This is a genomic window from Streptomyces sp. NPDC004788 (assembly GCF_053601115.1).
Genome location: NZ_JBSGBF010000036.1, coordinates 41,909 through 64,068, shown reverse-complemented (window position 1 = coordinate 64,068; position 22,160 = coordinate 41,909). Strand labels below are relative to the sequence as shown.

Here is a 22,160-nt window from a genome sequence, read left to right as displayed (position 1 = left end):
GACGCATGGACTTCCGACTCACCGAGGACCAGCAGGCGCTCAGGCGCGGGGTACGGGAGCTGCTCGCCGCCCGCTTCGGGCGGGCGGCCCTCCGGGCGGCCGTGGACGCCGGCGGGGTGCTCGACCGGGCGCTGTGGCGGGAGCTCGGCGCGGCCGGGTTCTTCGCGCTGCGGCTCCCGGAGGCGGCCGGCGGGGTCGGGCTCGGGCTGCCCGAGGCGGTCCTCGTCTTCGAGGAGGCCGGCCGGGCGCTGCTGCCGGGCCCGCTCGTGGCCACGCACCTGGCGGCGGGGCGGGTGCCGGGCGCGGCCGAGGGCGAGGCGGTGGTGGCGCGGGCCGACGGCGAGCTCGTGGAGTGGCTGGACGCGGCGGACGCGGTCCTGGGCGACGCGACCGGGGCCGTACCCATGCGGTCCGTCGACCCGCTGACCCCGCTGCACCGGCTGCCCGGCGGACCCGCGCGCGCCGAGGCGGACACGGCCTCCCTGCTCACCGCCGCCGAGCAGCTCGGCAGCGCCGCCCGCACCACCGAGCTCGCGGTCGGGTACGCACGCGTGCGCGAGCAGTTCGGGCAGCCGATCGGTGCTTTTCAGGCCGTCAAGCAGTTGTGCGCGCAGATGCTCGTACGAACGGAAGTAGCCCGGGCCGCCGTCTACGCCGCCGCCGTCACCGCGGACCCGGTGGAGATCGCGGGCGCCCGGCTGCTCGCCGACGAGGCGGCGGCCGGCTGCGCCCGGGACTGCCTCCAGGTGCACGGCGGCATGGGCTTCACCTGGGAGGCCGATGTCCATCTGCACCTGAAACGGGCCTGGGTGCGGGCCGGGCGCGGGCTCGGCGGGGCGGTGGCGGAGGAGCGGGTGGCGGCGGCCCTGGAGCCGGCACCGTAACGCGGTCGGGCCGGAGGATCACGCAGCGTCGATATCGGGTTGTGTCCTTCGGCGGGGTCGTCACGGGCCGGAGTCGACCCCGGCCTCCGGTACGCTCCGTTGGATGCGAGTGCTTGTGGGCCCGGATCACGCCGGTGCCGCCCCTACGGCGGCTCCGGGGCCCGGAATGTCCGCCGTTCGCGCCCCCTGGCGCCGTTTTGCGCGCCTCTGTTCGACTCCCCGCAACGTGCGTCGCACAGTATGGACCATGCGTACTCCTTCGCGCTGGAATATGCCCGAAGCGCTTGTTGCGGTGACTGTACGTCAACCATGCTGTCTCACAAGGGAATCACGTTCCGTTAGGTCGTCGAGGACGCCGGTTCGGATGGTGTGAACGGTGCAGGTGCTTCAGGTTCAGTTGGAGGTCGGGGCGGACCCGGCAGAGGTGGGCCGCGCCCGGCGTTGGGCGCGTTCGCGGCTGGCCGGGTCGGGCATAGGCGATGACGAGCCGCTCGCGGAGACGCTGGTGCTGCTCATCTCCGAGCTCGTGACCAACGCGGTGGTGCACACGGGCTGTCCGGCCGTGCTGCGGATGCTGTTCGGCGGGGGCGGCGTGCGGGTCGAGGTCGCCGACCGCAGCGACCGGCCGCCGCGGCCCCGGCACGCGGCCGGCGAGGACACCAACGGGCGCGGCCTGGAGCTCGTGGACGGTCTCGCGGACCGCTGGGGCTGGCAGCGCGAAGGGGCGGGCAAGAGCATCTGGTGCGAGGTGGACCGGGCTCCGGCCGGGTCGCCGGCGGCGCCGGAATCCGTCGCGGTGTCACCCACCCGGGCGTGGTGTTGACGGTTCGTGGCGAATTGATCACTCTTGGGTGAGCGATTCGTTCTGCGAGGGGAGTCGAGGGGCGCGGCCCCTCGGCGAGCGCGGGTCGTGACGGGTGGCGGCTGCGACGTGCCGTGCTCGGGGCGCGCGCGAGTGCCGCCGCCACCCGCGGTTCTTTTCTTGTGACGTCTACAGGATCGCCACCGGCGCCACCGGCGTGCCCGTGCCGCCCACGAAGGGCTCGGGCATGGCGGAGAGCAGGAAGGCGTACCGCCGCGTCTGTGCACAGGCTGTGGACAGCGCCTCCAGATTCCAGTTCTGCCCCTGGAGCATCCCCATCTCGACGAGGTCGAGGGCGTGCACGGGCAGCCACAGGTCCTCGATCTCCGGCGGGAAGATCTCGAAGGTGAGCGTGTCGTTGGCGACCGCCGCCACGTCCCGGGCGTGGAACCACTCGGGCGTACGGACGGACAGGCCGGGTGACGGGAACGCGTAGCCGTGTCTGTCGCCGGCCAGGTACACCTGCAGCTGCCCGGTCCGTACGAGCACGATGTCGCCGGACCGGACCGTGACCCCGCCGAACTCGGCCGCCTCGTCCAGGTCCTCGGGTGTCACGGCGTGGTCGCCGGGCAGCCGGTCCACGCCCTTGGCCGCCGCCACGTCGAGCAGCACGCCCCGGCTGACGACGTGCCGTGCGGTGTGGATGCCGCTGAACTCGGAGCGGCCGTGCGCGGTGACCGTGCCGGCCGGGCGTCCGTTGTAGATCCGGCCCGAGTGCGAGACATGGGTGAGCGCGTCCCAATGGGTGCCCGCCTGGAGGCCGAGGGTCACGGCGTCGTCGCTGGTGGCGACCGTGCCGGGGCCGAACAGTTCCTGATTGATCTGCACCATCGTGTGCAGCGGGTTGACCCGGCCGGGGATCATGCCGGTCTGCACGCCGTCCTGCTTGAGGTCGACGGCGAGCGGGATCCGCTGCCCGGTGCGGACGGTGGCGGCGGCCTCCCGCACCACCTCGTCGGTGATCAGGTTCAGCGTGCCGATCTCGTCGTCCCGGCCCCAACGCCCCCAGTTGTTGACGCGTTTGGCGATCTCGTGGAATTCGGGTGGAAGGGGCATCGGGCGCCTCCGGGGTCTTGTTCTCCAGTATCTGACGGGCCGTAGAATCCTGCCGACGAAGGAATCTAACGGACCGTCAGAAACCCGGGAAGGGGCCGGTCGTGGGGAACTTCTTGGCAGGAAAGGTCGTCGCGGTCACGGGCGCCGGGCGGGGCATCGGCCGCGCCGTCGCCCTCGCCTGCGCGGCGGAGGGCGCGAAGGTCGTCGTCAACGACTACGGGGTGTCCATCGAGGGCGCCGAGCCCACCAGCGAGATCGCCGAGTCCGTGGTCAAGGAGATCGAGGCGGCGGGTGGCGTGGCGGTCGCCGTCGCCGACGACATCTCGACGATGGCGGGCGGACAGCGGATCGTCGACGTGGCGCTCGCCGAGTACGGGCGGATCGACGGCGTCGTGTGCGTGGCCGGCATCCTGCGCGAGCGGATGCTCTTCAACATGTCCGAGGAGGAGTGGGACCCCGTCGTCGCCACCCACCTCAAGGGCACCTTCACCGTCTTCCGCGCCGCGTCCGCCGTCATGCGCCGGCAGGGCTCCGGCACGCTCATCGGCTTCACCAGCGGCAACCACCAGGGCTCCGTCGCCCAGGCCAACTACTCCGCCGCCAAGGGCGGCATCATCTCGCTCGTCCGCAGCGCGGCGCTCGGGCTCCACAAGTACGGGGTCACCGCGAACGCGGTCGCGCCGGTCGCCCGTACCCGCATGTCGGCCAACGTGCCGATGACGCTGAAGGAGATCGGCGAGCCGGAGGACGTCGCCGCGCTCGTCGTCTACCTGCTCTCCGACCGGGCCAGGGCCGAGAAGATCACCGGCCAGGTCTACACGATCGCCGGCCCCAAGATCGCCGTCTGGGCCCAGCCGCGCGAGCTGCGCGCCGGATACGCCGAGGGCGGCGCGTGGACGCCGGAGCGGATCGCGGACTTCCTGCCCGGGACGGTCGGCATCGACCCGATGCCGCTGCTCCGGCAACTGGAGGAGATGGCGCGGGCGGCGGCGGCCGGTGACCGCCCCAACGCACGGAAGGAGAGCGGCCGATGAGAGGCGTCGTCTTCGACGGCAAGGAGGTCCGGGTCGTCGACGACCTGGAGGTCCGCGACCCCGGCCCCGGCGAGGTGCTCGTCGGCATCCGGGCCGCCGGGCTCTGCCACAGCGACCTGTCCGTCGTGGACGGGACGATCCCGTTCCCGGCGCCCGTCGTCCTCGGCCACGAGGGCGCCGGTGTCGTCGAGGCCGTCGGCCCCGGCGTCACCCATGTCGCCCCGGGCGACCACGTCGCCCTGTCCACCCTCGCCAACTGCGGCGCCTGCGCCGACTGCGACCGCGGCCGGCCCACCATGTGCCGCAAGGCGATCGGCAGGCCCGGCCGGCCGTTCACCCGCGCGGGCACCCCGCTCTTCCAGTTCGCGTCGAACTCCTCCTTCGCCGAGCGGACCGTCGTCAAGGCCGTGCAGGCGGTGCGGATCCCCGAGGACATCCCGCTCACCTCGGCCGCGCTCATGGGCTGCGGCGTCCTCACGGGCGTCGGCGCCGTCCTCAACCGGGCGAAGGTCGCGCACGGCGAGACCGTCGTCGTCATCGGCACCGGCGGCATCGGCCTCAACGTCCTCCAGGGCGCGCGCATCGCCGGCGCGACGACGATCGTCGCCGTCGACACCAACCCGGCGAAGGAGGCCACCGCCCTCCGCTTCGGCGCCACCCACTTCCTCACCTCGACCGACTCCGTGCGGGAGATCCTGCCCACCGGCGCCGACCACGTCTTCGAGTGCGTCGGCCACACGGGCCTCGTCCGCACCGCCATCGACCTCCTCGACCGCCACGGCCAGGCGATCCTCCTCGGCATGACCGCGCCGACCGCCGAGGCCAGCTTCCCGCCCGCCGCGATGTTCCTCGACAAGTCGGTCCTGGGCTGCCGCTACGGCTCCTCGCGACCGCAGAAGGACATCGCGCTGTACGCGGAGCTGTACCGGACGGGCCGGCTGCTCCTCGACGAACTCGTCACCACCACGTACCCGGTGGAGGAGTTCGCGCGGGCGGCGGAGGACGCGGAGCAGGGCAAGGTGGCGCGCGGCGTGCTCACCTTCTAAACGAGTGCGGCAGGACCGAGCACTCGTTACGGTCCTGGGCATGTCCTACCGCGAGCTCGCCACCCGACCCGTCCTCGCCTGGTGCGCCGTCACCGTCGCCGCCCGGATACCGGTCGCCATGGCACCGCTCGCGGTCGTCTTCCTGGTGCGCGAGCAGCCCGGGGGCTACAGCCTGGGCGCGGTGCTCGCCGCCGTGTACGTGATCGGGGAGATCCTCGCCTCGCCCGTGCTCGGCATGCGGCTGAACGCCGAGCGGGCCCGTCCGCAGCTGGCCGCCGGGCTCGCCGTCGGCGCGGCCGGGTTCCTGGGGCTCGCGGCCGTCGGAGGGGCGGGCCACCCGGTCCTGCTGGGGGCGCTCGCCCTCCTCGCCGGCGCGGGCCCGGCCGCCGTGCCCGGCGGCCAGCGCGCGCTGCTGACCAGCATGGTCCCGGAGCGGGCGGTCACCCAGGCGATGAGCATGGAATCGGTGCTGACCTTCGGCATCTGGGCCGCGGCCCCGGCCCTGACGACCGGCCTCGCCCTCGGCGCCGACCCGGCCGCGCCGCTGCTGTTCCAGGGCGTGCTGATGGCGCTCGCCGTGGCCGGGCAGTGGCTGCTGCCGCGCGGCTGGCAGGCCGAGGGGAAGGAGCGCGGCGGGTCCATGGGCCGGGTCCTGGCCCGGGCCTGGCCCGTGTACGTCACCGGCGCCGCCGGCCTCACGCTGCTCGCGCTCGCCGAGCTGATCCTGCCCGCCCTCCTCGAACAGCGGGCGATCCCGATCGGTTGGGCGGGCCCCCTGCTCGCCGGGTTCTCCATCGGCTCGGCCGTCGGCGCGTTCGTCTACGGCCTGCGCGGCTCCTGGCCGGGCCGGCTGCCGGTGCAGTCCGCCGTGCTGATCGTCGCCGTGTCGGCGGGCGTCGCCCTGGCCGCCGTACTGCCCGGGGCCGCCGGTATCGCCCTCGCCCTCGTCGTCGCCGGCCTCCTCCAGGCCCCCGCCAGCCTCACCCGCAACCTCGCCCTGCGGCAGATCCTGCCGCCGGGGGCGCTCGCCGCCGGCTACTCCGTGATGTACGCGGCGGTCGGCGCCGGCTACGCCACCAGCGGCACGCTCGCCGGCGCGCTGCTGAAGACGGTCGCGCCGTCGACGGCGATCCTGTGCGGGGTCGGCCTGACGCTGACGCTGACGGCGATCGGCGTGTGGGGCGAGCGCCGCATCAAGCCGGAGGACGGGACGGGCCTCACGGAGTCAGCAGCTCGGCCATCCGCTGCGCAAGACCGGGCGCGGACTGCGGATTCTGACCGGTGACGAGGCGTCCGTCCACGACGACGTGCGCGTGCCGGTCCGGCGCGCAGGAGTAGTGCGCGCCGTCCTTCTCCAGCGCGTGCTGCAGGGAGAACGGGACGACGGTGTCGAGGCCGCGCCCCGTCTCGTCCGCGTGCGAGAACGAGGTCACCGACCGCCCGTCGAGCAGCAGCCGCCCGTCGCCGAGCCGCACGCCCACCAGTGCCGCCGGGCCGTGACAGAGCGCGGCGACGACGCCCCCGCGCCCGTACACGCTCCGGATCACCGCGTGCAGCGCCGGGTGCCCCGCGAAGTCCCACATGGTCCCGTGCCCGCCGACGAAGTACACCCCGTCGTACGCGTCCGGGTCGACGTCCTCGGGGCGCCGGCTGCGCGCGACGAGCGCACCGCCGTCCGGGTCGGCGAGGAAGGCGGTCTGGTGCGGGTCGTGCGGGTCGTGGCCGATCATCGGCGGCCGGCCGCCGCGGACGGACACGAAGTCGACGGCGTGGCCCGCGGCGCGGAGGATCCGCCACGGCTCGACGGTCTCGCCGAGGTGGAAGCCGGTGGGGCGGCCGCCGAGGTCCGCGTGGCTGGTGAGGACGAAGAGGACGTTCATCGTGATGCTCGATTCTTCTCGTGGCTTCGGTCCGCCAGGCGCGCCGTCGCCGCCACCGCGCCCGCCGCGAGCAGCAGCGCCCCCGCGAGCAGCAGCCCCACGCGGTGGTACGAGGTGGCCGCGGCCAGCGTCTGGCCCAGCGAGGCGCCCAGGAACAGGACCGCGGTGTTGAACGAGACCGCGGCGCCCCGGGCCTGCGGCGCCAGCAGCCCGAGCAGACCTACCAGGCCCGGCACGACCAGGCTGATCCCGGCGACGAAGAGCACGCTCGCGGCGATCGGCACGGCGGGCGCCGCCGTGACCTGGGCGAGGAGCAGTCCGGCGAGGGCCGTCAGGAAGCCGGTGACCGCGAGGAAGCGCGGGCCGCGCCCGCCCGCGTTCCGGCTGACGAGCGGCCCGGCGACCAGGCCGAGCGCCCCGAGGGCCTGCACGCCGAGCAGGTCGGCGCCGGAACAGCCGTACTCCTCGCCGAGGAGGCGGCCGAGGACCGCGTACAGGGCGACGAAACTGCCGAAGACCGTCAGCGCCGAGCAGAAGACGGCGAGCACGGCAGGCGTGCGCAGCAGCCGTCCCAGTGCGCGCAGGACCGCGCCGGGGCCGGGGGCGGAGCCGCCCGACGGCGTCGGGGTGAGCACGCGGTGGAAGAGCAGGGCGGCCGTCAGATAGAGCAGCGCCGCCGGCCAGAACGCCCATCGCCAGGCGCCCGCCACCACCTGCCCGAACGCCTGACCGGCCAGGCCCGCGGCGAGCAGGCCCGTCGTGAGGACCGACAGCATCAGCGGCCGGCGGGCCGCGGGCGCGTGTTCCGTCACGTACGCGAGCGCGACCGGCGCGAACGAGGCCGCGGCGAGGCCCTGGAGGGCGCGCAGGGCGAGGAACCAGGCGAAGGAGCCCGCCAGCGGGACGAGCGCCGACACGGCGGCGAGCGCGAGCGCGCCCGCGACGAGGACCGCGCGGCGCCCGTACCGGTCGGACAGCGGCCCGAAGAAGAGGAAGCCCACGGCGTACGCGAGCGAGAACGCGCCGCCGGTCCAGGCGGCGGACTCGGTGTCGACGCCGAAGCGCGCGCCGACCGGGCCCGCGAGCGGGATGGCGAGGTAGAGCTGGGCGGGGATGGCGACGGCCATCGCGGTGAGCAGCGCGAGCTGACCGCCGAAGTCCGAACGGGCGGCGGTCTCGGGCGCACGGGTGAGGGTCACGGTGGCTCCAGTGAGGAGTGCGGCGGCCCGGGGCACCTGTCGGTACCCCGGGCCGCCCGGTGGGTCAGGCCGGTCACGCGGCGGGGACCAGCGCGCCGATCTCGTCGAGGCCGAGCGGGACCACCCCGAGGCGCGCGGCCTCGGCCCGGTGTTCCGGGATCTGGTAGCCCCACTGGGCCCATCGGGAGCGGGCGCCGGTGGCGCCGACCCGTACCGCGTTGGTGAGGTTGTCGTCGATGAACGTCACCCGCTCCACCGGGACTCCCCAGCGGGCGCACACGTCCTGGACGGCCTCCGCCTTGGCGCCCGTCTCGCCGAAGATCTCGGCGACGGTGCCGTCGAGCCCGTGCCGGGCCAGGATGGCCCGGACGGAGTCGGCGTCCTTGGCGGTCACGACGACGACCGAGCCGGCGAAGCGGCGCAGGAGCGCGTCGACGCCGGGGTAGAGCGTGTGCAGGTCGAGCCAGAACTCCGGCTCGGTGGTCCGCAGGCGGTCCCGCGCGGCGGTGGCAGTCTCCGTGAACCGCCGTACGTAGCCCGGGTCCAGGGCCTCGAAGAGCCGGTCGAAACCGGCCTGCGTGGTGAGCCCGGCCGACTCCGGGTGGTGCGCGACGACGAAGTGGTCGAGCAGCCGGGAGTAGTTCCGCACGGAGCGGAACCGGTCCGTGAAGTCCGCCGGGACCGCCTTCAGGCGGTCCGGACCGGGCATCCCGGGGTCGTACGGGTGGATGCCCAGCCAGGTCACGAGCGCGCACTCCTCCAGGGCGTCGCAGACGACCCCGTCGAAGTCGAGCGCGAGGATCACCGGATCGCGCTCCATGTCAGGCGGCCTGCTTCTCGCCCGCGAGCTTCTCGACGGTCTCGAACACCGCCCGCATGAACGCGCCCATGTACCCGTAGTACGAGCAGGTGATGATGTGGCCGTCGACGATCACGTCGCTGTCGACCACGTCCGCGCCCGCGTTGATCACGTCGTCGCGCAGACCGATGTACGCACACGCCTTGCGGCCCTTGAGCACCCCGGCCGAGACCATGATCCACGGGCCGTGGCAGAGGCCGGCGACGACCTTGCCGGCCCGGTCCATGCCGGCGACGAAGTCGAGCACGTTCCGGTCCTGGCGGACCCGGTCCGGGGCCTCGTGGCCGCCGGTGAGGATGACCGCGTCGAACTGGTCGACGTCGAGCTCCTCGAAGGAGACGAGCGGCCGGGCGGTCTTGTCCATCGGCAGCGGGATGCCGTACTTGCCGGTCACGGCGTCGCCGTGCCTGGTCGCCACCTCGACGTGCCAGCCCTCCTCCAGGAGCCGGTAGTAGGTGAAGACGACGTCGTGGTCCTGGAATCCGGGGCCGGTGATGATGACGGCGCTGGGCATTTCTCTTCCCCCTGTTTTCTTTCTGCTGTCTTCTTTTTCTTTCCGGGTCGTTCAGTGGTTGCGGCTGATGCAGAGGTACTGCTGGTCGGTCTGCGGCCGCCGGTCGTCCGCCGGATGTCCCGTCAGGATTTCCACGTCACGCGCGATCACCCCGGAGATGTGCAGCGGAATGGCGAAGATGTCCTCGCTGCTCGGCCGGTAGAACAGGTCCATCCCCGTCCGCAGCGCGAACCGGAACCGGCCGTCGGGCGTCTGCGCCCGCATCCGCGTGTTCGGGTACGACGGCACCCTGCGCATCGGGTGCCGCGGCTCCTCCACGGCCGCCGTCTCGTACGCCGTGCCCGCCCGGTCGTAGTCGTCGCGCAGCCGGATCAGGTCGAACTTGTTGCGCGGCAGCTCCACCTCGACGAGTTCGAGTGGTACGTCCCCGGTGCTGCGCGTGCCGTGGAAGGCGCCGGCCCCGATGCGCAGGACCGTGCCCGCGCGGACCGGGACGTCGGCCCGGCCGAGCCCGGTGGTCACGCCCTCGCCGCCGAGGCAGAGCAGATAGGTGAGCTTGCGCGGGTGGACGTGCACGGACGTGCTGGCGCCGGGCTCGATGTGCAGCGACCACAGGTCGAAGAAGTCGTCGACGAAGGCGCGGTACTCGTATCCCCACGGCTTCGGGATGACGTCGTCCAGATGCGCGTCCTCGTCGAACTGCTCGTTGAACGCGCGCGCCCCGTCCCTGAGCAGCCGGTGCAGCTTCGCGATGTCGGCGCGGCCCGGACTCAGGTCGATCGGCTGATAGCCGATGTCCACGGCCCCCACCGCGGATATCGGGGCAGCTTCGGTGATGGTCATTCTTTCCCCCGTTTTGCTTCGCTGAGCGATTGCGCACACATCACATCAGGTCGGCCCGCAAGCACTCAAATAAGAAAACTTGGGAGGGGTATAAACGCCTCGGCTGGAATCCGGAATTCAGGACCACAGAGGCCCCTTCATCAGCAGGTGTCCGTGCAGCAGGGCGAGAAGCGGATGCGGGAGTTCGTCCTGCCGGACCGCCAGATAGAAGGTGTTGATCGGCGGCACCTCCGGCTGCAGCAGCGGGACCACCTCCCCGGCCGCCAGCTCCTCCGCGCACAGGTAGCTCGGCAGCACCGAGATGCCCGCCGAGGACCGTACGGCGGCGAGCGCGCCGCGCAGGTCGGGCACGACCAGCGTCGGGGTGACGGCCGGCACGGTGTCGAAGACGGTGCGCCAGTAGCGCCGGATGATCGGCAGCGACTCGGCGTAGCTGACGAGCGGGACGTCGGCGAGGACCGCGGGGCCCTCGGCGGCGAGCCGGTCGAGCGGCAGGCGGGCGGCGAGTTCGGCGGACGCGAGCAGCACGAACTCCTCGTCGACCAGCGGCGTGGCGCGGATCCCGCGGGAGCGCGGCCGGATGGTCGACAGGACGAGGTCGAGCTCGCCGGCCGCCAGGTCGGCGAGGAGGTCGTCGGCGAGGCCGAAGCGGAAGCGGAACTGCGTGCCCTCCGCCACGAGGTCGCTGACGGACGGGATGAGCCGGGTGGTGACGAGCTCGACCGGCCCGCCCACGTAGAGCGGCCGGTGCACCACCTGCCGCCCGAGTGAGCGGGCGACGGCCTGCCCGAGGGCGTCGACCGGGCCCTGCACCTCGCGCAGCAGCCCGTCGGCGGCCGCGGTCGGCTGGGCGCCGTGCGGCAGCCGTTCGAAGAGCGGGCGGCCCATTTCCTTCTCCAGGTGCCGGATCTGGTGCGTGACCGCCGGCTGCGAGATGCCCAGGCGGTGCGCGGCCTTGGTGAAGGAGCCGAGGCGGTAGACGGTCACGAAGGTGCGCAGCCAGTTGAGTTGTACGGACACAGCAAGTCCCCCGATTTGCTCCGTGACGTACGTGTGCGGGCGGGTGCCCGGACCCTCATTCTCGGGGCCGGGCACCCGCCCGCGTACCGAACTGCCGGTTAAGTACGCACACGTTACGTACGGGGGACGGACGGAGCGGTCGGCGTACGGTGTCAGCCGGTGTCAGCCGGTGTCAGCCGGCCAGCGCGGCGACCGCGAGCCGGGCGACCCTGGCCGCGGAGGCCGGGTTCTGGCCGGTGACGAGGCGGCCGTCGGCGACGGCGTGCTCGGTGAAGTTCGGGGCCTTGGTGAACTTGGCGCCGCGCTCCTCCAGCCGGCTCTGGAGCAGGAAGGGCACGACGTCGGTGAGGCCGACGGCGGCCTCCTCCTCGTCGGTGAAGGACGAGACCTGCTTGCCTTCGACGAGGTACGAGCCGTCGCTCAGCTTCAGGTTGACCAGGCCGGCCGGGCCGTGGCAGACGGCCGCGACGACGCCGCCGCGCTCGTAGACACCGGCGGCGAGCGCGGCGAGCTCGGCGGAGTCGGGGAAGTCCCACATGGTGCCGTGGCCGCCGGCGTAGAAGACGACGTCGTAGTCCTCCGCGTTCAGTTCCTGCGGGGTGGGCGTGGCGGCCAGGGCCTCGCCGACGGCCGGGTCGTCGAGGAAGGCGGCGACGACGGCGTCGTCACGGTTGACGCCGTCCTGCGGGGCGGAGCCGCCGCGCACGGAGACGTACGCGATCTCGTAACCCGCCTTGCGGAACACCTCGGCGGGGTGCGCCACCTCGGGGACGTAGAAGCCGGTGGTGCGGCCGGTGTCGCCGAGCCGGTCGTGACTGGTGAGGGCGAAGAGGACCTTCTTGGCCATGATGGCTCTCCAAAGGGGAGGGATAGGCGGGAGGTTGCTCATGGCGAATCTACGAGTGCGTTCGGCGCCCATCAAATAACCCGTCACATCGCCCCCATAAAAGAACGAATGGGGATTGGGATTCGGCTGCGTGGTTCAATGGTCAAGAAATCGGGCGCCCGGAGAGAACTCCGGAGTCGGGAGGACGGGGATGTCCGCGAGGGGCCGGGGACTGATCGTCCTCACCAGTGTCGAGCGCCTGCCCGGCGGCCGTCCGGCCGGCTTCTGGCTGCCGGAGGCCGCCTATCCGTGGCTCGCGCTCGTCTCCTCGGGCTGGGACTACGGCTTCGTGAGCACCCGTCCCGGCACGCCGCCGATGGGCGGCGTCGACCGCTCCGACCCGCCGCAGCGGATGTTCCTGGAGGACGCCCTGGTACGGAGGCGGCTCGCCGAGACCGTGACGCCGGACCGGCTCGATCCGGCCGACTTCGGCGTCGTGTTCGTCGCCGGCGGCCACGGGGCCGTCGATGACCTGCCCGCGGACCCCCGACTCGCCCGCTTCCTCGGCGATTTCACCTCCCGGGGCGGGGTCCTCGCCGCCATCTGTCACGGCGTGGGCGCCCTGCTCCCGGTCCTGGGGCGGGACGGGCAGCCGTTCGTCGCGGGCCGCCGGGTCACCGCGTTCACGCAGGCCGAGGAGCGCGCCGTGGGCCTGGACGCGGTGGTCCCGTACTTCCTGGACGAGGAGCTGGAGCGGCGCGGGGCGCGGTACGAGGCGGGGGAGCCGTTCCGCGGCCATGTCGTCGTGGACGGCAACCTGGTCACCGGCCAGAACCCGGCGTCGGCGGTGGCCCTGGTGGCGAGCGCGATGGAGCTGGTCATGGGGGAGCCGCTGCCCGAGGGCTGGTCGAAAAGAGCGCCGACGGCATTCCGATAGCCAGTGGATTTGGTCGCTATTAGATTTCTGATGGGTCTCTCGAATAGCCTCGGAAGGGGAATTCTCATGGCGGTCTACGTGGTGGCGCGCTGGCTGGTGAAGCCAGGCGAGGAGGAGCGGGTCGCGGAGCTCCTGCGGGAGATCGCGACGGCCAGCCGGATGGAGGCGGGTTGTCTGGGCTACCGGCCCGTGCGGTCCATGGCGAATCCGGCCGAGATCGTGCTCTTCGAGGAGTACGTGGACGACGCGGCGCTCACCGCGCACCGGGAGTCCGCGCACTTCCAGATGCTGGTCCTCGGCCAGGTGGTGCCGCTCCTGGAGGAGCGGTCCGTCACCATCTGCGAGGCGGTCGCCTAGAGGCGTCCGGACTGCTCCGGCGCCGCCCGGAAGGTGCGCCGGTAGGCGGTCGGCGTCACCCCGATCGCGGCCTGGAGGTGCACCCGCAGCGACTGGGCGGTGCCGAAGCCGGAGTCGTGGGCGATCTGGTCGATGGGCAGGTCGGTGGATTCGAGCAGGTGCCGGGCCCGCTCCACGCGCTGCTGGGTGAGCCACTGGCCCGGGCTGATGCCGACCTCGTCGCGGAAGCGGCGGGTGAAGGTCCGGACGCTCATCGACTCCCGTACCGCCAGGTCCCGCAGCTGGATCGGCTCGTGCAGATGGGCGAGCGCCCAGGCACGGGCCGTGGTCGTGGTCGAGGCCCCGGCCTCGGGCAGCGGGCGGGCGATGTACTGGGCCTGGCCGCCGTCCCGGTGCGGGGGCACGACCGTGCTCCGGGCCACCTCGTTGGCGACGGCCGTGCCGTGGTCGCGGCGCACGATGTGCAGGCACAGGTCGATGCCGGCGGCCACGCCCGCGGAGGTGAGGACGTCGCCGTCGTCCACGTACAGCACCTCCGCGTCCACCCGGACCTCCGGGAAGAGGCTCTGGAAGTGGTCGGCGTGCGCCCAGTGGGTGGTGGCGGGGCGGCCGTCGAGCCAGCCGGCGGCGGCGAGCACGTACCCGCCGGTGCAGATGGAGGCGACCCGGGTGCCGGGCCGGACGTGCGCGAGGGCGGCGGCCAGCTCGGGCGTCAGCCGGCCCTCCTCGTACACCGGGCCCAGCTCGTACGAGGCGGGCACGACGACCGTGTCGGCGGTGGCCAGGATCTCCGGGCCGTGCTCCACGTGCACGGCGAAGTCGGCGTCCGTCCGGACCGGGCCGGCCGCGACGGCGCAGGTGACGATCTCGTACAGCGGGCGGCCCTCGGGGTCCTTGGCGCGGCCGAATATGCGGTGCGGGATGCCCAGTTCGAAGGGGAGCAGGCCGGGCAGGGCGAGGACGGCGACGCGGTGTGGGCGCACGGGCGGCTGCTCCTCCGTAAAGCAGTGGTGGTCCAGACCACCGAGCTGGTACGTCTGTCTGTTCGTGACGGACAACACCTATAAGTCTGAGGCCGCCGAACGGATTCCCGATCCGGCCGAGCCCGCCTCCGTCGAGCCCGCGCCGGTTGAGCCCGCGCCGGTTGAGCCCGCGCCGGTTGAGCCCGCGCCGGTCGAGCCCGCCTCCGTCGAGCCCGCGCCGGTCGAGCCCGCCCCCGCCGAGCCGCCCGCCAGGCCGGACGCCCTCTGGAACCGCGACTTCCGGCTCTTCTTCGTCGCCCGCGCCGTCGCCGTCTTCGGCGAGGGCATGGTCCCGGTGGCCTTCGCCGCCGCGCTCACCGGCGCCGGCTATCCGGACGCCTCCGTCGGCTACACCCTCGGCGCCTGGACCGGCGCCTTCGCCCTCTTCGTCCTCTTCGGCGGCGTGCTCGCCGACCGGTTCACCGCCCGCCGGATGATGGTCCTGGCCGATCTGCTGCGGCTGCCCGGCGCCCTCGTCCTCGCCGTCTCCTTCACCACCGGCAGCCCGCCGCTGTGGTCCGTCTACGCGCTCTCCGCGCTCAGCGGCGTCGGTGCCGCGCTCTTCCAGCCGGGCGTGGCCTCCACGATCCCGCGCATCGCGCCCGACGTGCAGCGCGCCAACGCCGTCATCCGGGTGGTCGAGGCCCTGATGACGATGGCGGGCCCGGCCGCCGCCGGTCTGCTCGTCGCGCTCTGGAGCGCGGGCGCGGCCTTCGCCGTCAACGCCGTCTGCTTCGCGGTCAGCGCGGTCTGCTTCACGCTCCTCAGGGTCGCGCCCGTGCCGTCCGACGGCGCCCGGCGCGGCTCGCTGCTGCGGGAGATGGCGCTCGGCTGGCGGGAGTTCAGGTCGCGGAGCTGGCTGTGGGGGGTGATCGCGATCTGGACGGTCTACGGCCTGACGGTCTCGGGCCCGATGGTCCCGCTGACCGCGACCCTGATCACCGGCGCGTACGGCTCGGCGACCTACGGCGTCCTCATGACCGTCATCGGCGCGGGCAGCGCCGCCGGCGGCCTGCTCGCCGTACGGCTCCGGCCGCGCCGGCCGCTGGCGGCGGGCGCGGTGGGGCTGCTCGGCCTGCCGCTGTTCCTGGCGCTGCTCGGTACGGGCGCTCCCGTGCCGCTGCTGTACGCGGGCGGGTTCGTCGAGGGCGCGGCCTTCGCGTTCTGGCTGGTGATGTGGTCGACGTCGGTGCAGACGCACGTCCCGCAGGAGGCGCTGAACCGGATGCACGCGTACGACGTGGCCGGATCGCTGCTGATGATGGGCGTCGGGCGGGCGGCGTCGGGCCCGGTGGCGGCGGTGGTCGGGACGGAGCGGGTGCTGCTCGTGGGGGCGGGGATCGCGGTGCTCGTGGTGACGGCGCTGCTGGTGGTGCGCCCGATCAGGACGCTGCCCCGGGTGTAGGAGGGTGCCGCTGGCCCGATCCGTTGGAAAGCTGTCATTCGGGCCAATGGTCCGGGTGGGTGCGGCTCGCGATGCTGAATGACGTGACCCAGACAACCGAGACCTCCGCACCCGCCCGTACCTCCGCCCCTCCCCGCATCCCGCGCGTCCACCGCGCCTGGTTCGTCGCCGCCGTCACCTTCGTCACGATCATCGGGGCGGCCGCCTTCGCGTCCCTGCCCGGTCTGCTCATCGAGCCGCTGCACGGCGAGTTCCACTGGTCGCGCGGCACGATCGGCCTCGCGGTGTCGGTGAACCTGGCGCTGTACGGCCTGACGGCGCCGTTCGCCGCCGCGCTCATGGACCGCTTCGGCATCCGCCGGGTCGTCGCCGTCGCGCTGAGCGTGATCTCGCTGGGCTCCCTGCTCACCGTGTGGATGACGGCGGCCTGGCAGCTCGTCCTCTACTGGGGCCTGCTCGTCGGCCTCGGCAGCGGCTCGATGGCGCTCGCGTTCGCCGCGACCGTCACGAACCGGTGGTTCTTCGCCCGGCGCGGCCTGGTCACCGGCATCCTGACCGCGGCCGGCGCCTCCGGTCAGCTGGTCTTCCTGCCCCTCCTCTCCTGGCTGGTCGAGCACCACGGCTGGCGTCCGGCCGCCGTGACCGTCGCCCTCGCCGCGGCCGCCGTCGTCCCGTTCGTCTGGCTGCTGCTGCGCGACCACCCGGCGGACGTGCGGCTCGCCCCGTACGGCGGTGCGTACGTCGAGAAGCCCGCGCCCGTCACCGGCGCCGCCCGCCGCGCCCTCACCGTCCTCTTCCGGGCGGCCCGCACCGGCCCCTTCTGGCTGCTCGCCGGCTCCTTCGCGATCTGCGGTGCCTCGACGAACGGCCTGGTCAAGACGCACTTCGTGCCCGCCGCGCACGACCACGGCATGCCGGTCACGGCGGCGGCCGGACTCCTCGCGGTCATCGGCGTCTTCGACGTCGTCGGCACGATCGCCTCCGGCTGGTTCACCGACCGCTTCGCGCCGCGCCGGCTGCTCGCCGTCTACTACGCGCTGCGCGGGATCTCGCTCCTCTTCCTGCCGATGCTCCTCGCGCCGTCCGTGCACCCGCCGATGCTGTTCTTCATCGTCTTCTACGGCCTCGACTGGGTTGCCACCGTGCCGCCCACCATCGCGCTGTGCCGCGAGCACTACGGCGACGACTCCGCGATCGTCTTCGGCTGGGTCCTCGCCTCGCACCAGGTCGGCGCGGCCTTCATCGCCTTCGCCGGCGGTCTCGCGCGTGACGTCTTCGGCTCGTACGACATCGTCTGGTACGCCTCGGGCGCGCTGTGCGCGGCGGCGGCGCTGATGGCACTGGTGATCCGGCGGCCGGGGGCGCGGCAGGACGCGGTGGCGGCCGTGTGACGGACCCCGGGTGTACAGACCCGCACCGCATGGAGGAGGATGCGGATCAGGAGGGGATTTGAATGCGTTCAGAATTGCGCTCGGAACGGCTGATACGGGTGGGAGACCGGCTCGGCGCGATCATCATCGTGTCGATGACGGTGCTCGGTGTCGAGGCCGTGATCGGCGCGCTGGCGCTGTGGGTGTGGCTCCCGAGCCTGACCTGGACCCCGGGGACGGTCTTCGCCCTGCTGCTGCTCATCCCCGTCTCCGCGGTGGCCGGCACCGCCGTCGGTGCGCTGCTCTCGGTCGCCGCGGTGGCGCCGCTGCTCGGGCTCGCCCGCTGGTCCGGCCGCCGGTTCGAGGGGCGCGAGTCCTGGTACTGGGTGCCGGCGGTGACGGCCGCCGTCGCCGTCCTGCCGGTCCTCGGCGGGATGGTGGCGCTCGGGGCCGGGCCGCTGTGGAGCCCGGTGTGCTGGCTCGCGACCACGGTGGCCCTCACGGTCCCGGCCCTGGTCGCCCGCCGGCTGCTCCTTCCCGACCGCCCGTACATCAGCGGCGGCGCGCTGTTCGGCTGGGTGGCGCTCTACGGGACCCTCGCCCTGGTCGCCGCGTTCGCGCTCGCCGGTTTCGCCCTGTGGCCCGGGATCGGCTGATGTCGCGGGTGCGGGGTGGGGCGGGGGTGAGGACGGTGTCGGAAGGGCGAACGTTCTGGCGGATGCTCCGCGTCTCGGTGCTCGTGCTGTTCCTGGAGGCGGCGCTCGCGCTCGTCCTCGGGACGGTGTTCGGCGAGACCCGGGAGCCGGAGCCGGGGGAGGAGGCGGTCAGCGCGCTGACGCTGGTGTTGTTCCCGGTCTTCTTCGTGTTCGCGCTGCTGGCGGCGGCCACGGTGTCGGCGGCGGTGGTGGCGCCGTCCGTCGTGCTGGGCGAGACCGCCGGGCGCCGGATCGGGGGCCCGCCGCTCGGGTGGCAGCTGCTGCTCACCGGCATCGGAAGCGTGCTGCTCCTGCCGCTCTTCGGGTGGCGCTGCTGGCTGGTGGCGTGGGCGTACCTGGGCGTGGCGGCGGTCGTGGCGCGGTACGCGCGCAAGGGCTTCTTCGTACGGGTGCTGGTGTGGGGGACGTTCGTGGTCCTCGCCGTGTTCGGCCTCGGCGGCATCGGGCTCTGGACGGGCGTCGTCGGCTCGTGACGCCGGGCCGCCCGCTACCCGCTGAAGCGCCCGAACCGCCCCCGGTGGAACAGCAGCGGCTCCCCGCCCTCGTCGGCCGCGCCGAGCGCCTCCACCCGGCCCACCACGATCAGGTGGTCGCCGCCCGTGTGCACCGCCGCGATCGTGCAGTCCACCCAGGCCGGCGCGGCCGGCAGCCGTGGCGAGCCGGTCGACGGCGCCGGGATCCACTCCACGCCCGCGAACTTGTCCGCGCCGCTCACCGCGAAGCCCCGGCACAGCTCGCCCTGCCCCGCGCCGAGGATGTTGACGCAGAAGCGGCCCGCGCGGGCGATCCTGGGCCAGGTCGTCGACGTACGGGCGACCATGAAGACGACCAGCGGCGGGTCGAGCGACAGCGAGGCGAAGGACTGGCAGGCGAAGCCCGCCGGCCCGTCCTCGTCGAGCGCCGTCACGATCGTGACGCCGCTCGCGAAGTGCCCGAGGACGCGCCGGAACTCGGCGGCGTCCACCGGCGCGCGCTCGTCTTCCCGTACCGCACGCAGCGCGGGCCGGGGGAGGGCGTCCACGGCCGTGGGCGCACCGGCCGATCTGAGGTATCGGACGGCGGTGGCCGCCATCCCAGCGTGTCCCATCATGCTTCCCATTGAAGCTGACGCATCGTCAGATGAGAAGGGTTGAGGGGCACGCCGACGGTCACCGCCCCTCGTACGCCGGCGTCCGCCGTTCCACGAAGGCCGCCACGCCCTCCCGGGCGTCGCGCGTCGTCATGCACAGCTCCTGCGCCGCCGCCTCCGCCGCGAAGGCGGTGGCGCGGTCGGTGTCCAGGGAGGCGTTGACGAGCTGTTTGGTGAGGGCGAGGGCGCGGGTGGGGCCCTGGGCGAGGCGTTCGGCCCACTCGCGGGCGGTCTTCGCCAGCTCGTCGGCCGGGACGACCCGGTTGACCAGGCCCAGCGCCGCCGCGTCGGCCGCCGCCACCGCGTCGCCGAAGAACATCAGCTCCTTCGCCCGCTGCGGGCCGATCAGCCGCGGCAGCAGATACGCGCCGCCGCCGTCCGGCACGATCCCGCGCCGCACGAACACCTCCACGAACTTCGCGGACTCCGCCGCCAGCACCAGGTCGCAGGCGAAGGCGAGATGCGCCCCGATCCCGGCGGCCGTGCCGTTCACCGCCGCGATCACCGGCTTCTCGCAGTCCAGTACGGCCCCGATGAAGCGCTGCGCGCCGCGCCGGATCATCCGCGCCACGTCACCCTGCACCCGGTCCCCCTGCGCGGCGGGCCCGCCGCGCAGGTCCGCGCCCGCGCAGAAGCCCCGCCCGGTCGCGGTGATCACCACCGCGCGGACCGCCGGGTCGGCGGAGGCCTCGTCGAGCAGGGCGATGATCCGCTCGCGCTGCTCCCAGGTGACCGCGTTCATCGCCTCGGGCCGGTTGAGGGTGATCCACGAGACGCCGTTCTCGACGACGTGCAGGACGTCCGACACAAGGGCTCCTTCGATCATCGGCAGACCGCGAGCGCGTCCAGGGCCACCGCCCCCTGCCCCCGCGGCAGCACCATCAGCGGATTGATGTCCAACTCCTCCAGCTCGCCGTCGAGTTCGAGCGCCATGCGCTGCACCCGCAGCACCACCTCCACCAGCGCGTCCAGGTCCGCCGCCGGCGCCCCCCGCACCCCGTCGAGCAGCGCCCGCCCGCGCAGCTCGCCGAGCATGTCCCGGGCCTCCCGCTCCCCGAACGGCGGTACGCGCACGGCCGCGTCGTTCAGCACCTCCACCAGCACCCCGCCCAGGCCCACCGTGACCGTCGGCCCGAAGAGCGGGTCCCGGCTGACGCCGACCACCATCTCGACGCCGCGCCCGACCATCTGGCACACCAGGACGCCGTCCAGGTCGATGCCCTCGTAGCGGGCGATGTCGGTCAACTCCTTGTACGCGTCCCGTATCTGGCTCGCCGACGTCAGGCCCACCTTCACCAGGCCCAGCTCGGTCTTGTGCGCGAGCTGCGGGCCCGACGCCTTCATCACCACCGGATAGCCCACCAGGCCGGCCGCCCGCACGGCCGCCGCCGCGCTGGTCACCAGCTGCTCGCGCGGCACCCGGATCCCGTACGCCCGCAGCAGCTGCTTCGCCGCGTGCTCGCTCAGCCGGTGGCCGGGCCGCATCAGCGCCTGCGCCTTGCGGAGGGCGGGGGACGGGGTGCGCGGGGCCTCGTCGAAGGGGGAGCGGTAGCCGGCGGTGAAGCGGTGGTGGTCGAGGTACGCCTTGACCGCGCCGATGCAGTTGCCGAAGGTGCGGAAGGTGGCGACGCGCGAGGAGCCGAGCAGCGTCGTCCGGTAGGCGTCCTCGGTCCCCACCGGCGAGCCCCACACCACGCACACCAGCTTGTCGGTCTGCTCGGCCGCGTCCACCAGGTCCTGCGCGAGCTTGTCGCTCATCGGCGGGAAGGGCCCGGTGATCGGGCAGATCAGCACCCCGACCTCCGGGTCGGCGAGGATCGCGTCGATGATCTTCCGGCCGCGCCAGTCGCCGACCGGGTGCCCGCCGTTGTCGACCGGGTTGGCCACGCTCAGGTAGTCGGGGATCCACTGGTGCAGCTCGTCCTGCCTGGCCTGCGAGAGCGTGGGCAGCCGGAGCCCCGCCGCCGTGGCCAGGTCGGAGAAGTGGGCGCCCGTACCGCCGGAGATGGAGTAGACGACGACGCCGTCCGCGACCGGCCTGCGCGCCCGGGCGAGCAGCGCGGCCGTGTCCTGGAGCTGGTCGAGCCCGTCGACCCGGATCACCCCGAACTGTCGCATGGCCGCGTCCACGACCCGGTCCGCGCCGGTCAGCTTCCCGGTGTGCGAGGCGGCCATCCGCGCCCCGGCCTCCGTCCGGCCGACCTTGACCGCGACGACCGGAACCCGGCGGCGGGCGGCCTGGTCGGCGGCGAGCAGGAAGGACCGGCCGTCCTTCAGCCCCTCCACGTAACAGGCGATGGCCCCGACCTCGGGCCGGTGTGCGAAGTACGAGACGAAGTCGGCGGTCTCCAGGTCGGCCTCGTTGCCGGTCGGAGCCCAGTGCGAGAGCCGGACGCCCAGCTCCTGCATCGTGAACACGGGCCGTCCCTGGTGCCCGGACTGGGTGATGAGCGCGATCGCCGGCCCCTCCAGGTCCTCCCGGAAGCGCTCGAAGGCGTTGAGGTTGGTGTTGGGCCCGAGCAGCCGGAGGCCGGAGCGCCCGACGGCCGCCGCGAGCCGCTCCTGCGCCGCCGCCCCCGCCTCACCGGTCTCGGCGAACCCGGAGGCGAAGGCGACCGCGAACCTGACCTTGGCCGCCGCCAGTCGCTCCACGACGGGCAGCGGATCGGCGACCAGGAGGACGGCGAGGTCGACGGAGACCCCGAGCGCGTCGAGGTCGTCCACCGAGGCCACGCAGTCGATCCCGAACACGGCCTTGCGCGTCGGATGCACCGGCACCACCCGCGCCCCGACCCGCCCGGCCCAGTCGATCAGCTGCCGGGTGATCCCGGTGTTGGGCCGCCCGTCGGCGTCGGACGCCCCGACGACCGCGACCACCTCGGGCCGGAAGAACCGGTCCAGGTCCGGCACGGGCGCGTGCAGCGGCCGTCCGCTGACGTCCGTGTCGCCCTCGACGGCGACGGCGCCGTGCACGGTCACCCGGGCGGCGGGCTGCTCGCCGCAGGCGACGACGCGGGCGCGGAGGTCGGTGGTGAAGGTGCCGTGGGTCGATCCAAGCATCGCGTCGTCCCTTCTCTGACTCACCGTCAGATTACAGAACTGACGAGTAGTCAGGAATACTCGCGGCGACGCCTTTCGCCCGGCCCTCAGCCCGAACCCTTCCCCCGCCTTCGCCTCACTCCTTCCCGAACCCCTTCGCCT

At 73.4% G+C, this 22,160-nt stretch carries 23 protein-coding genes; 11 read left to right on the top strand and 12 right to left on the bottom strand.

Annotation, left to right across the window (positions count from 1 at the left end):
* The first annotated feature begins 5 nt into the window (after nt 1-5).
* Together ACWEJX_RS18210 and ACWEJX_RS18205 are read left to right on the top strand one after the other, a co-directional pair.
* Nucleotides 6-884, top strand: a complete 879-nt coding sequence (locus ACWEJX_RS18210; RefSeq protein ID WP_451608437.1) for an acyl-CoA dehydrogenase family protein — start codon at nt 6-8, stop codon at nt 882-884.
* A gap of 376 nt (nt 885-1,260) precedes the next feature.
* Nucleotides 1,261-1,707, top strand: a complete 447-nt coding sequence (locus tag ACWEJX_RS18205; protein ID WP_451608436.1) for an ATP-binding protein — start codon at nt 1,261-1,263, stop codon at nt 1,705-1,707.
* Nucleotides 1,708-1,875: 168 nt separating this feature from the next.
* Here the strand turns inward: ACWEJX_RS18205 and ACWEJX_RS18200 are convergent, their stop codons facing one another.
* Nucleotides 1,876-2,802: a cyclase family protein gene (locus ACWEJX_RS18200; protein WP_451608435.1), complete on the bottom strand. Its 927-nt coding sequence runs from the start codon at nt 2,800-2,802 to the stop codon at nt 1,876-1,878.
* A gap of 101 nt (nt 2,803-2,903) precedes the next feature.
* On the opposite strand from ACWEJX_RS18200, the gene ACWEJX_RS18195 reads away from it, so the two are divergent.
* Genes ACWEJX_RS18195 through ACWEJX_RS18185 form a run of 3 tightly spaced genes read left to right on the top strand, consistent with a single transcriptional unit; the run spans nt 2,904 to nt 6,167 of the window.
* On the top strand, nt 2,904-3,836 hold the full coding sequence (locus ACWEJX_RS18195) for an SDR family oxidoreductase (RefSeq protein ID WP_451608434.1): 933 nt from the start codon (nt 2,904-2,906) through the stop codon (nt 3,834-3,836).
* Nucleotides 3,833-4,882, top strand: a complete 1,050-nt coding sequence (locus ACWEJX_RS18190) for a Zn-dependent alcohol dehydrogenase (RefSeq protein WP_451608433.1) — start codon at nt 3,833-3,835, stop codon at nt 4,880-4,882. The genes ACWEJX_RS18195 and ACWEJX_RS18190 overlap by 4 nt, the downstream gene beginning before the upstream one ends.
* 40 nt (nt 4,883-4,922) lie before the next feature.
* Nucleotides 4,923-6,167, top strand: a complete 1,245-nt coding sequence (locus ACWEJX_RS18185; RefSeq protein WP_451608432.1) for an MFS transporter — start codon at nt 4,923-4,925, stop codon at nt 6,165-6,167.
* Here ACWEJX_RS18185 and ACWEJX_RS18180 read toward each other — a convergent pair.
* The 7 genes from ACWEJX_RS18180 to ACWEJX_RS18150 all read right to left on the bottom strand — a co-directional run bounded on the left by ACWEJX_RS18180 (nt 6,100) and on the right by ACWEJX_RS18150 (nt 12,044).
* Nucleotides 6,100-6,762 (bottom strand): type 1 glutamine amidotransferase domain-containing protein, encoded by a 663-nt coding sequence (locus ACWEJX_RS18180; protein WP_451608431.1) that lies wholly within the window; start codon nt 6,760-6,762, stop codon nt 6,100-6,102. The genes ACWEJX_RS18185 and ACWEJX_RS18180 overlap by 68 nt on opposite strands.
* Nucleotides 6,759-7,961, bottom strand: coding sequence for an MFS transporter (locus ACWEJX_RS18175; RefSeq protein ID WP_451608430.1), 1,203 nt, complete (start codon nt 7,959-7,961; stop codon nt 6,759-6,761). The genes ACWEJX_RS18180 and ACWEJX_RS18175 overlap by 4 nt, the downstream gene beginning before the upstream one ends.
* Before the next feature lie 73 nt (nt 7,962-8,034).
* The gene (locus ACWEJX_RS18170; protein WP_451608429.1) at nt 8,035-8,781 is read right to left on the bottom strand and encodes an HAD family hydrolase; all 747 of its coding nucleotides are present in this window, start codon (nt 8,779-8,781) and stop codon (nt 8,035-8,037) included.
* 1 nt (nt 8,782) lies between these two features.
* Entirely contained in the window at nt 8,783-9,334 is a 552-nt protein-coding gene (locus ACWEJX_RS18165; RefSeq protein ID WP_451608428.1) for a DJ-1/PfpI family protein, read from the bottom strand.
* Between the two features lie 51 nt (nt 9,335-9,385).
* Nucleotides 9,386-10,177, bottom strand: a complete 792-nt coding sequence (locus tag ACWEJX_RS18160) for a cupin domain-containing protein (protein WP_451608427.1) — start codon at nt 10,175-10,177, stop codon at nt 9,386-9,388.
* 117 nt (nt 10,178-10,294) lie between these two features.
* Nucleotides 10,295-11,197, bottom strand: coding sequence for a LysR family transcriptional regulator (locus tag ACWEJX_RS18155; protein ID WP_451608426.1), 903 nt, complete (start codon nt 11,195-11,197; stop codon nt 10,295-10,297).
* A gap of 172 nt (nt 11,198-11,369) precedes the next feature.
* Complete coding sequence (locus ACWEJX_RS18150; protein WP_451608425.1) at nt 11,370-12,044, bottom strand: type 1 glutamine amidotransferase domain-containing protein; 675 nt, start codon at nt 12,042-12,044, stop codon at nt 11,370-11,372.
* 190 nt (nt 12,045-12,234) lie between these two features.
* On the opposite strand from ACWEJX_RS18150, the gene ACWEJX_RS18145 reads away from it, so the two are divergent.
* Nucleotides 12,235-12,960: a type 1 glutamine amidotransferase domain-containing protein gene (locus tag ACWEJX_RS18145; RefSeq protein WP_451608424.1), complete on the top strand. Its 726-nt coding sequence runs from the start codon at nt 12,235-12,237 to the stop codon at nt 12,958-12,960.
* Nucleotides 12,961-13,026: 66 nt separating this feature from the next.
* Nucleotides 13,027-13,317, top strand: coding sequence for a putative quinol monooxygenase (locus tag ACWEJX_RS18140; protein WP_451608423.1), 291 nt, complete (start codon nt 13,027-13,029; stop codon nt 13,315-13,317).
* Here the strand turns inward: ACWEJX_RS18140 and ACWEJX_RS18135 are convergent.
* Nucleotides 13,314-14,300 (bottom strand): GlxA family transcriptional regulator, encoded by a 987-nt coding sequence (locus ACWEJX_RS18135; RefSeq protein WP_451608422.1) that lies wholly within the window; start codon nt 14,298-14,300, stop codon nt 13,314-13,316. The genes ACWEJX_RS18140 and ACWEJX_RS18135 overlap by 4 nt on opposite strands.
* A gap of 64 nt (nt 14,301-14,364) precedes the next feature.
* On the opposite strand from ACWEJX_RS18135, the gene ACWEJX_RS18130 reads away from it, so the two are divergent.
* The 4 genes from ACWEJX_RS18130 (at nt 14,365) to ACWEJX_RS18115 (ending at nt 18,303) form a co-directional block, all read left to right on the top strand.
* Entirely contained in the window at nt 14,365-15,744 is a 1,380-nt protein-coding gene (locus tag ACWEJX_RS18130) for an MFS transporter (protein ID WP_451608421.1), read from the top strand.
* A gap of 71 nt (nt 15,745-15,815) precedes the next feature.
* Nucleotides 15,816-17,135 (top strand): MFS transporter, encoded by a 1,320-nt coding sequence (locus tag ACWEJX_RS18125; protein ID WP_451608420.1) that lies wholly within the window; start codon nt 15,816-15,818, stop codon nt 17,133-17,135.
* Nucleotides 17,136-17,197: 62 nt separating this feature from the next.
* Entirely contained in the window at nt 17,198-17,770 is a 573-nt protein-coding gene (locus ACWEJX_RS18120; protein ID WP_451608419.1) for a hypothetical protein, read from the top strand.
* 35 nt (nt 17,771-17,805) lie between these two features.
* Nucleotides 17,806-18,303, top strand: coding sequence for a hypothetical protein (locus tag ACWEJX_RS18115; protein ID WP_451608418.1), 498 nt, complete (start codon nt 17,806-17,808; stop codon nt 18,301-18,303).
* Nucleotides 18,304-18,317: 14 nt separating this feature from the next.
* On the opposite strand, the gene ACWEJX_RS18110 is transcribed toward ACWEJX_RS18115, so the two are convergent.
* The 3 genes from ACWEJX_RS18110 to ACWEJX_RS18100 all read right to left on the bottom strand — a co-directional run bounded on the left by ACWEJX_RS18110 (nt 18,318) and on the right by ACWEJX_RS18100 (nt 22,019).
* Nucleotides 18,318-18,902, bottom strand: coding sequence for a flavin reductase family protein (locus ACWEJX_RS18110; RefSeq protein ID WP_451608452.1), 585 nt, complete (start codon nt 18,900-18,902; stop codon nt 18,318-18,320).
* A gap of 76 nt (nt 18,903-18,978) precedes the next feature.
* On the bottom strand, nt 18,979-19,785 hold the full coding sequence (locus ACWEJX_RS18105; RefSeq protein ID WP_451608417.1) for an enoyl-CoA hydratase/isomerase family protein: 807 nt from the start codon (nt 19,783-19,785) through the stop codon (nt 18,979-18,981).
* Nucleotides 19,782-22,019, bottom strand: coding sequence for an acetate--CoA ligase family protein (locus ACWEJX_RS18100; RefSeq protein WP_451608416.1), 2,238 nt, complete (start codon nt 22,017-22,019; stop codon nt 19,782-19,784). The genes ACWEJX_RS18105 and ACWEJX_RS18100 overlap by 4 nt, the downstream gene beginning before the upstream one ends.
* Nucleotides 22,020-22,160: the final 141 nt, after the last annotated feature.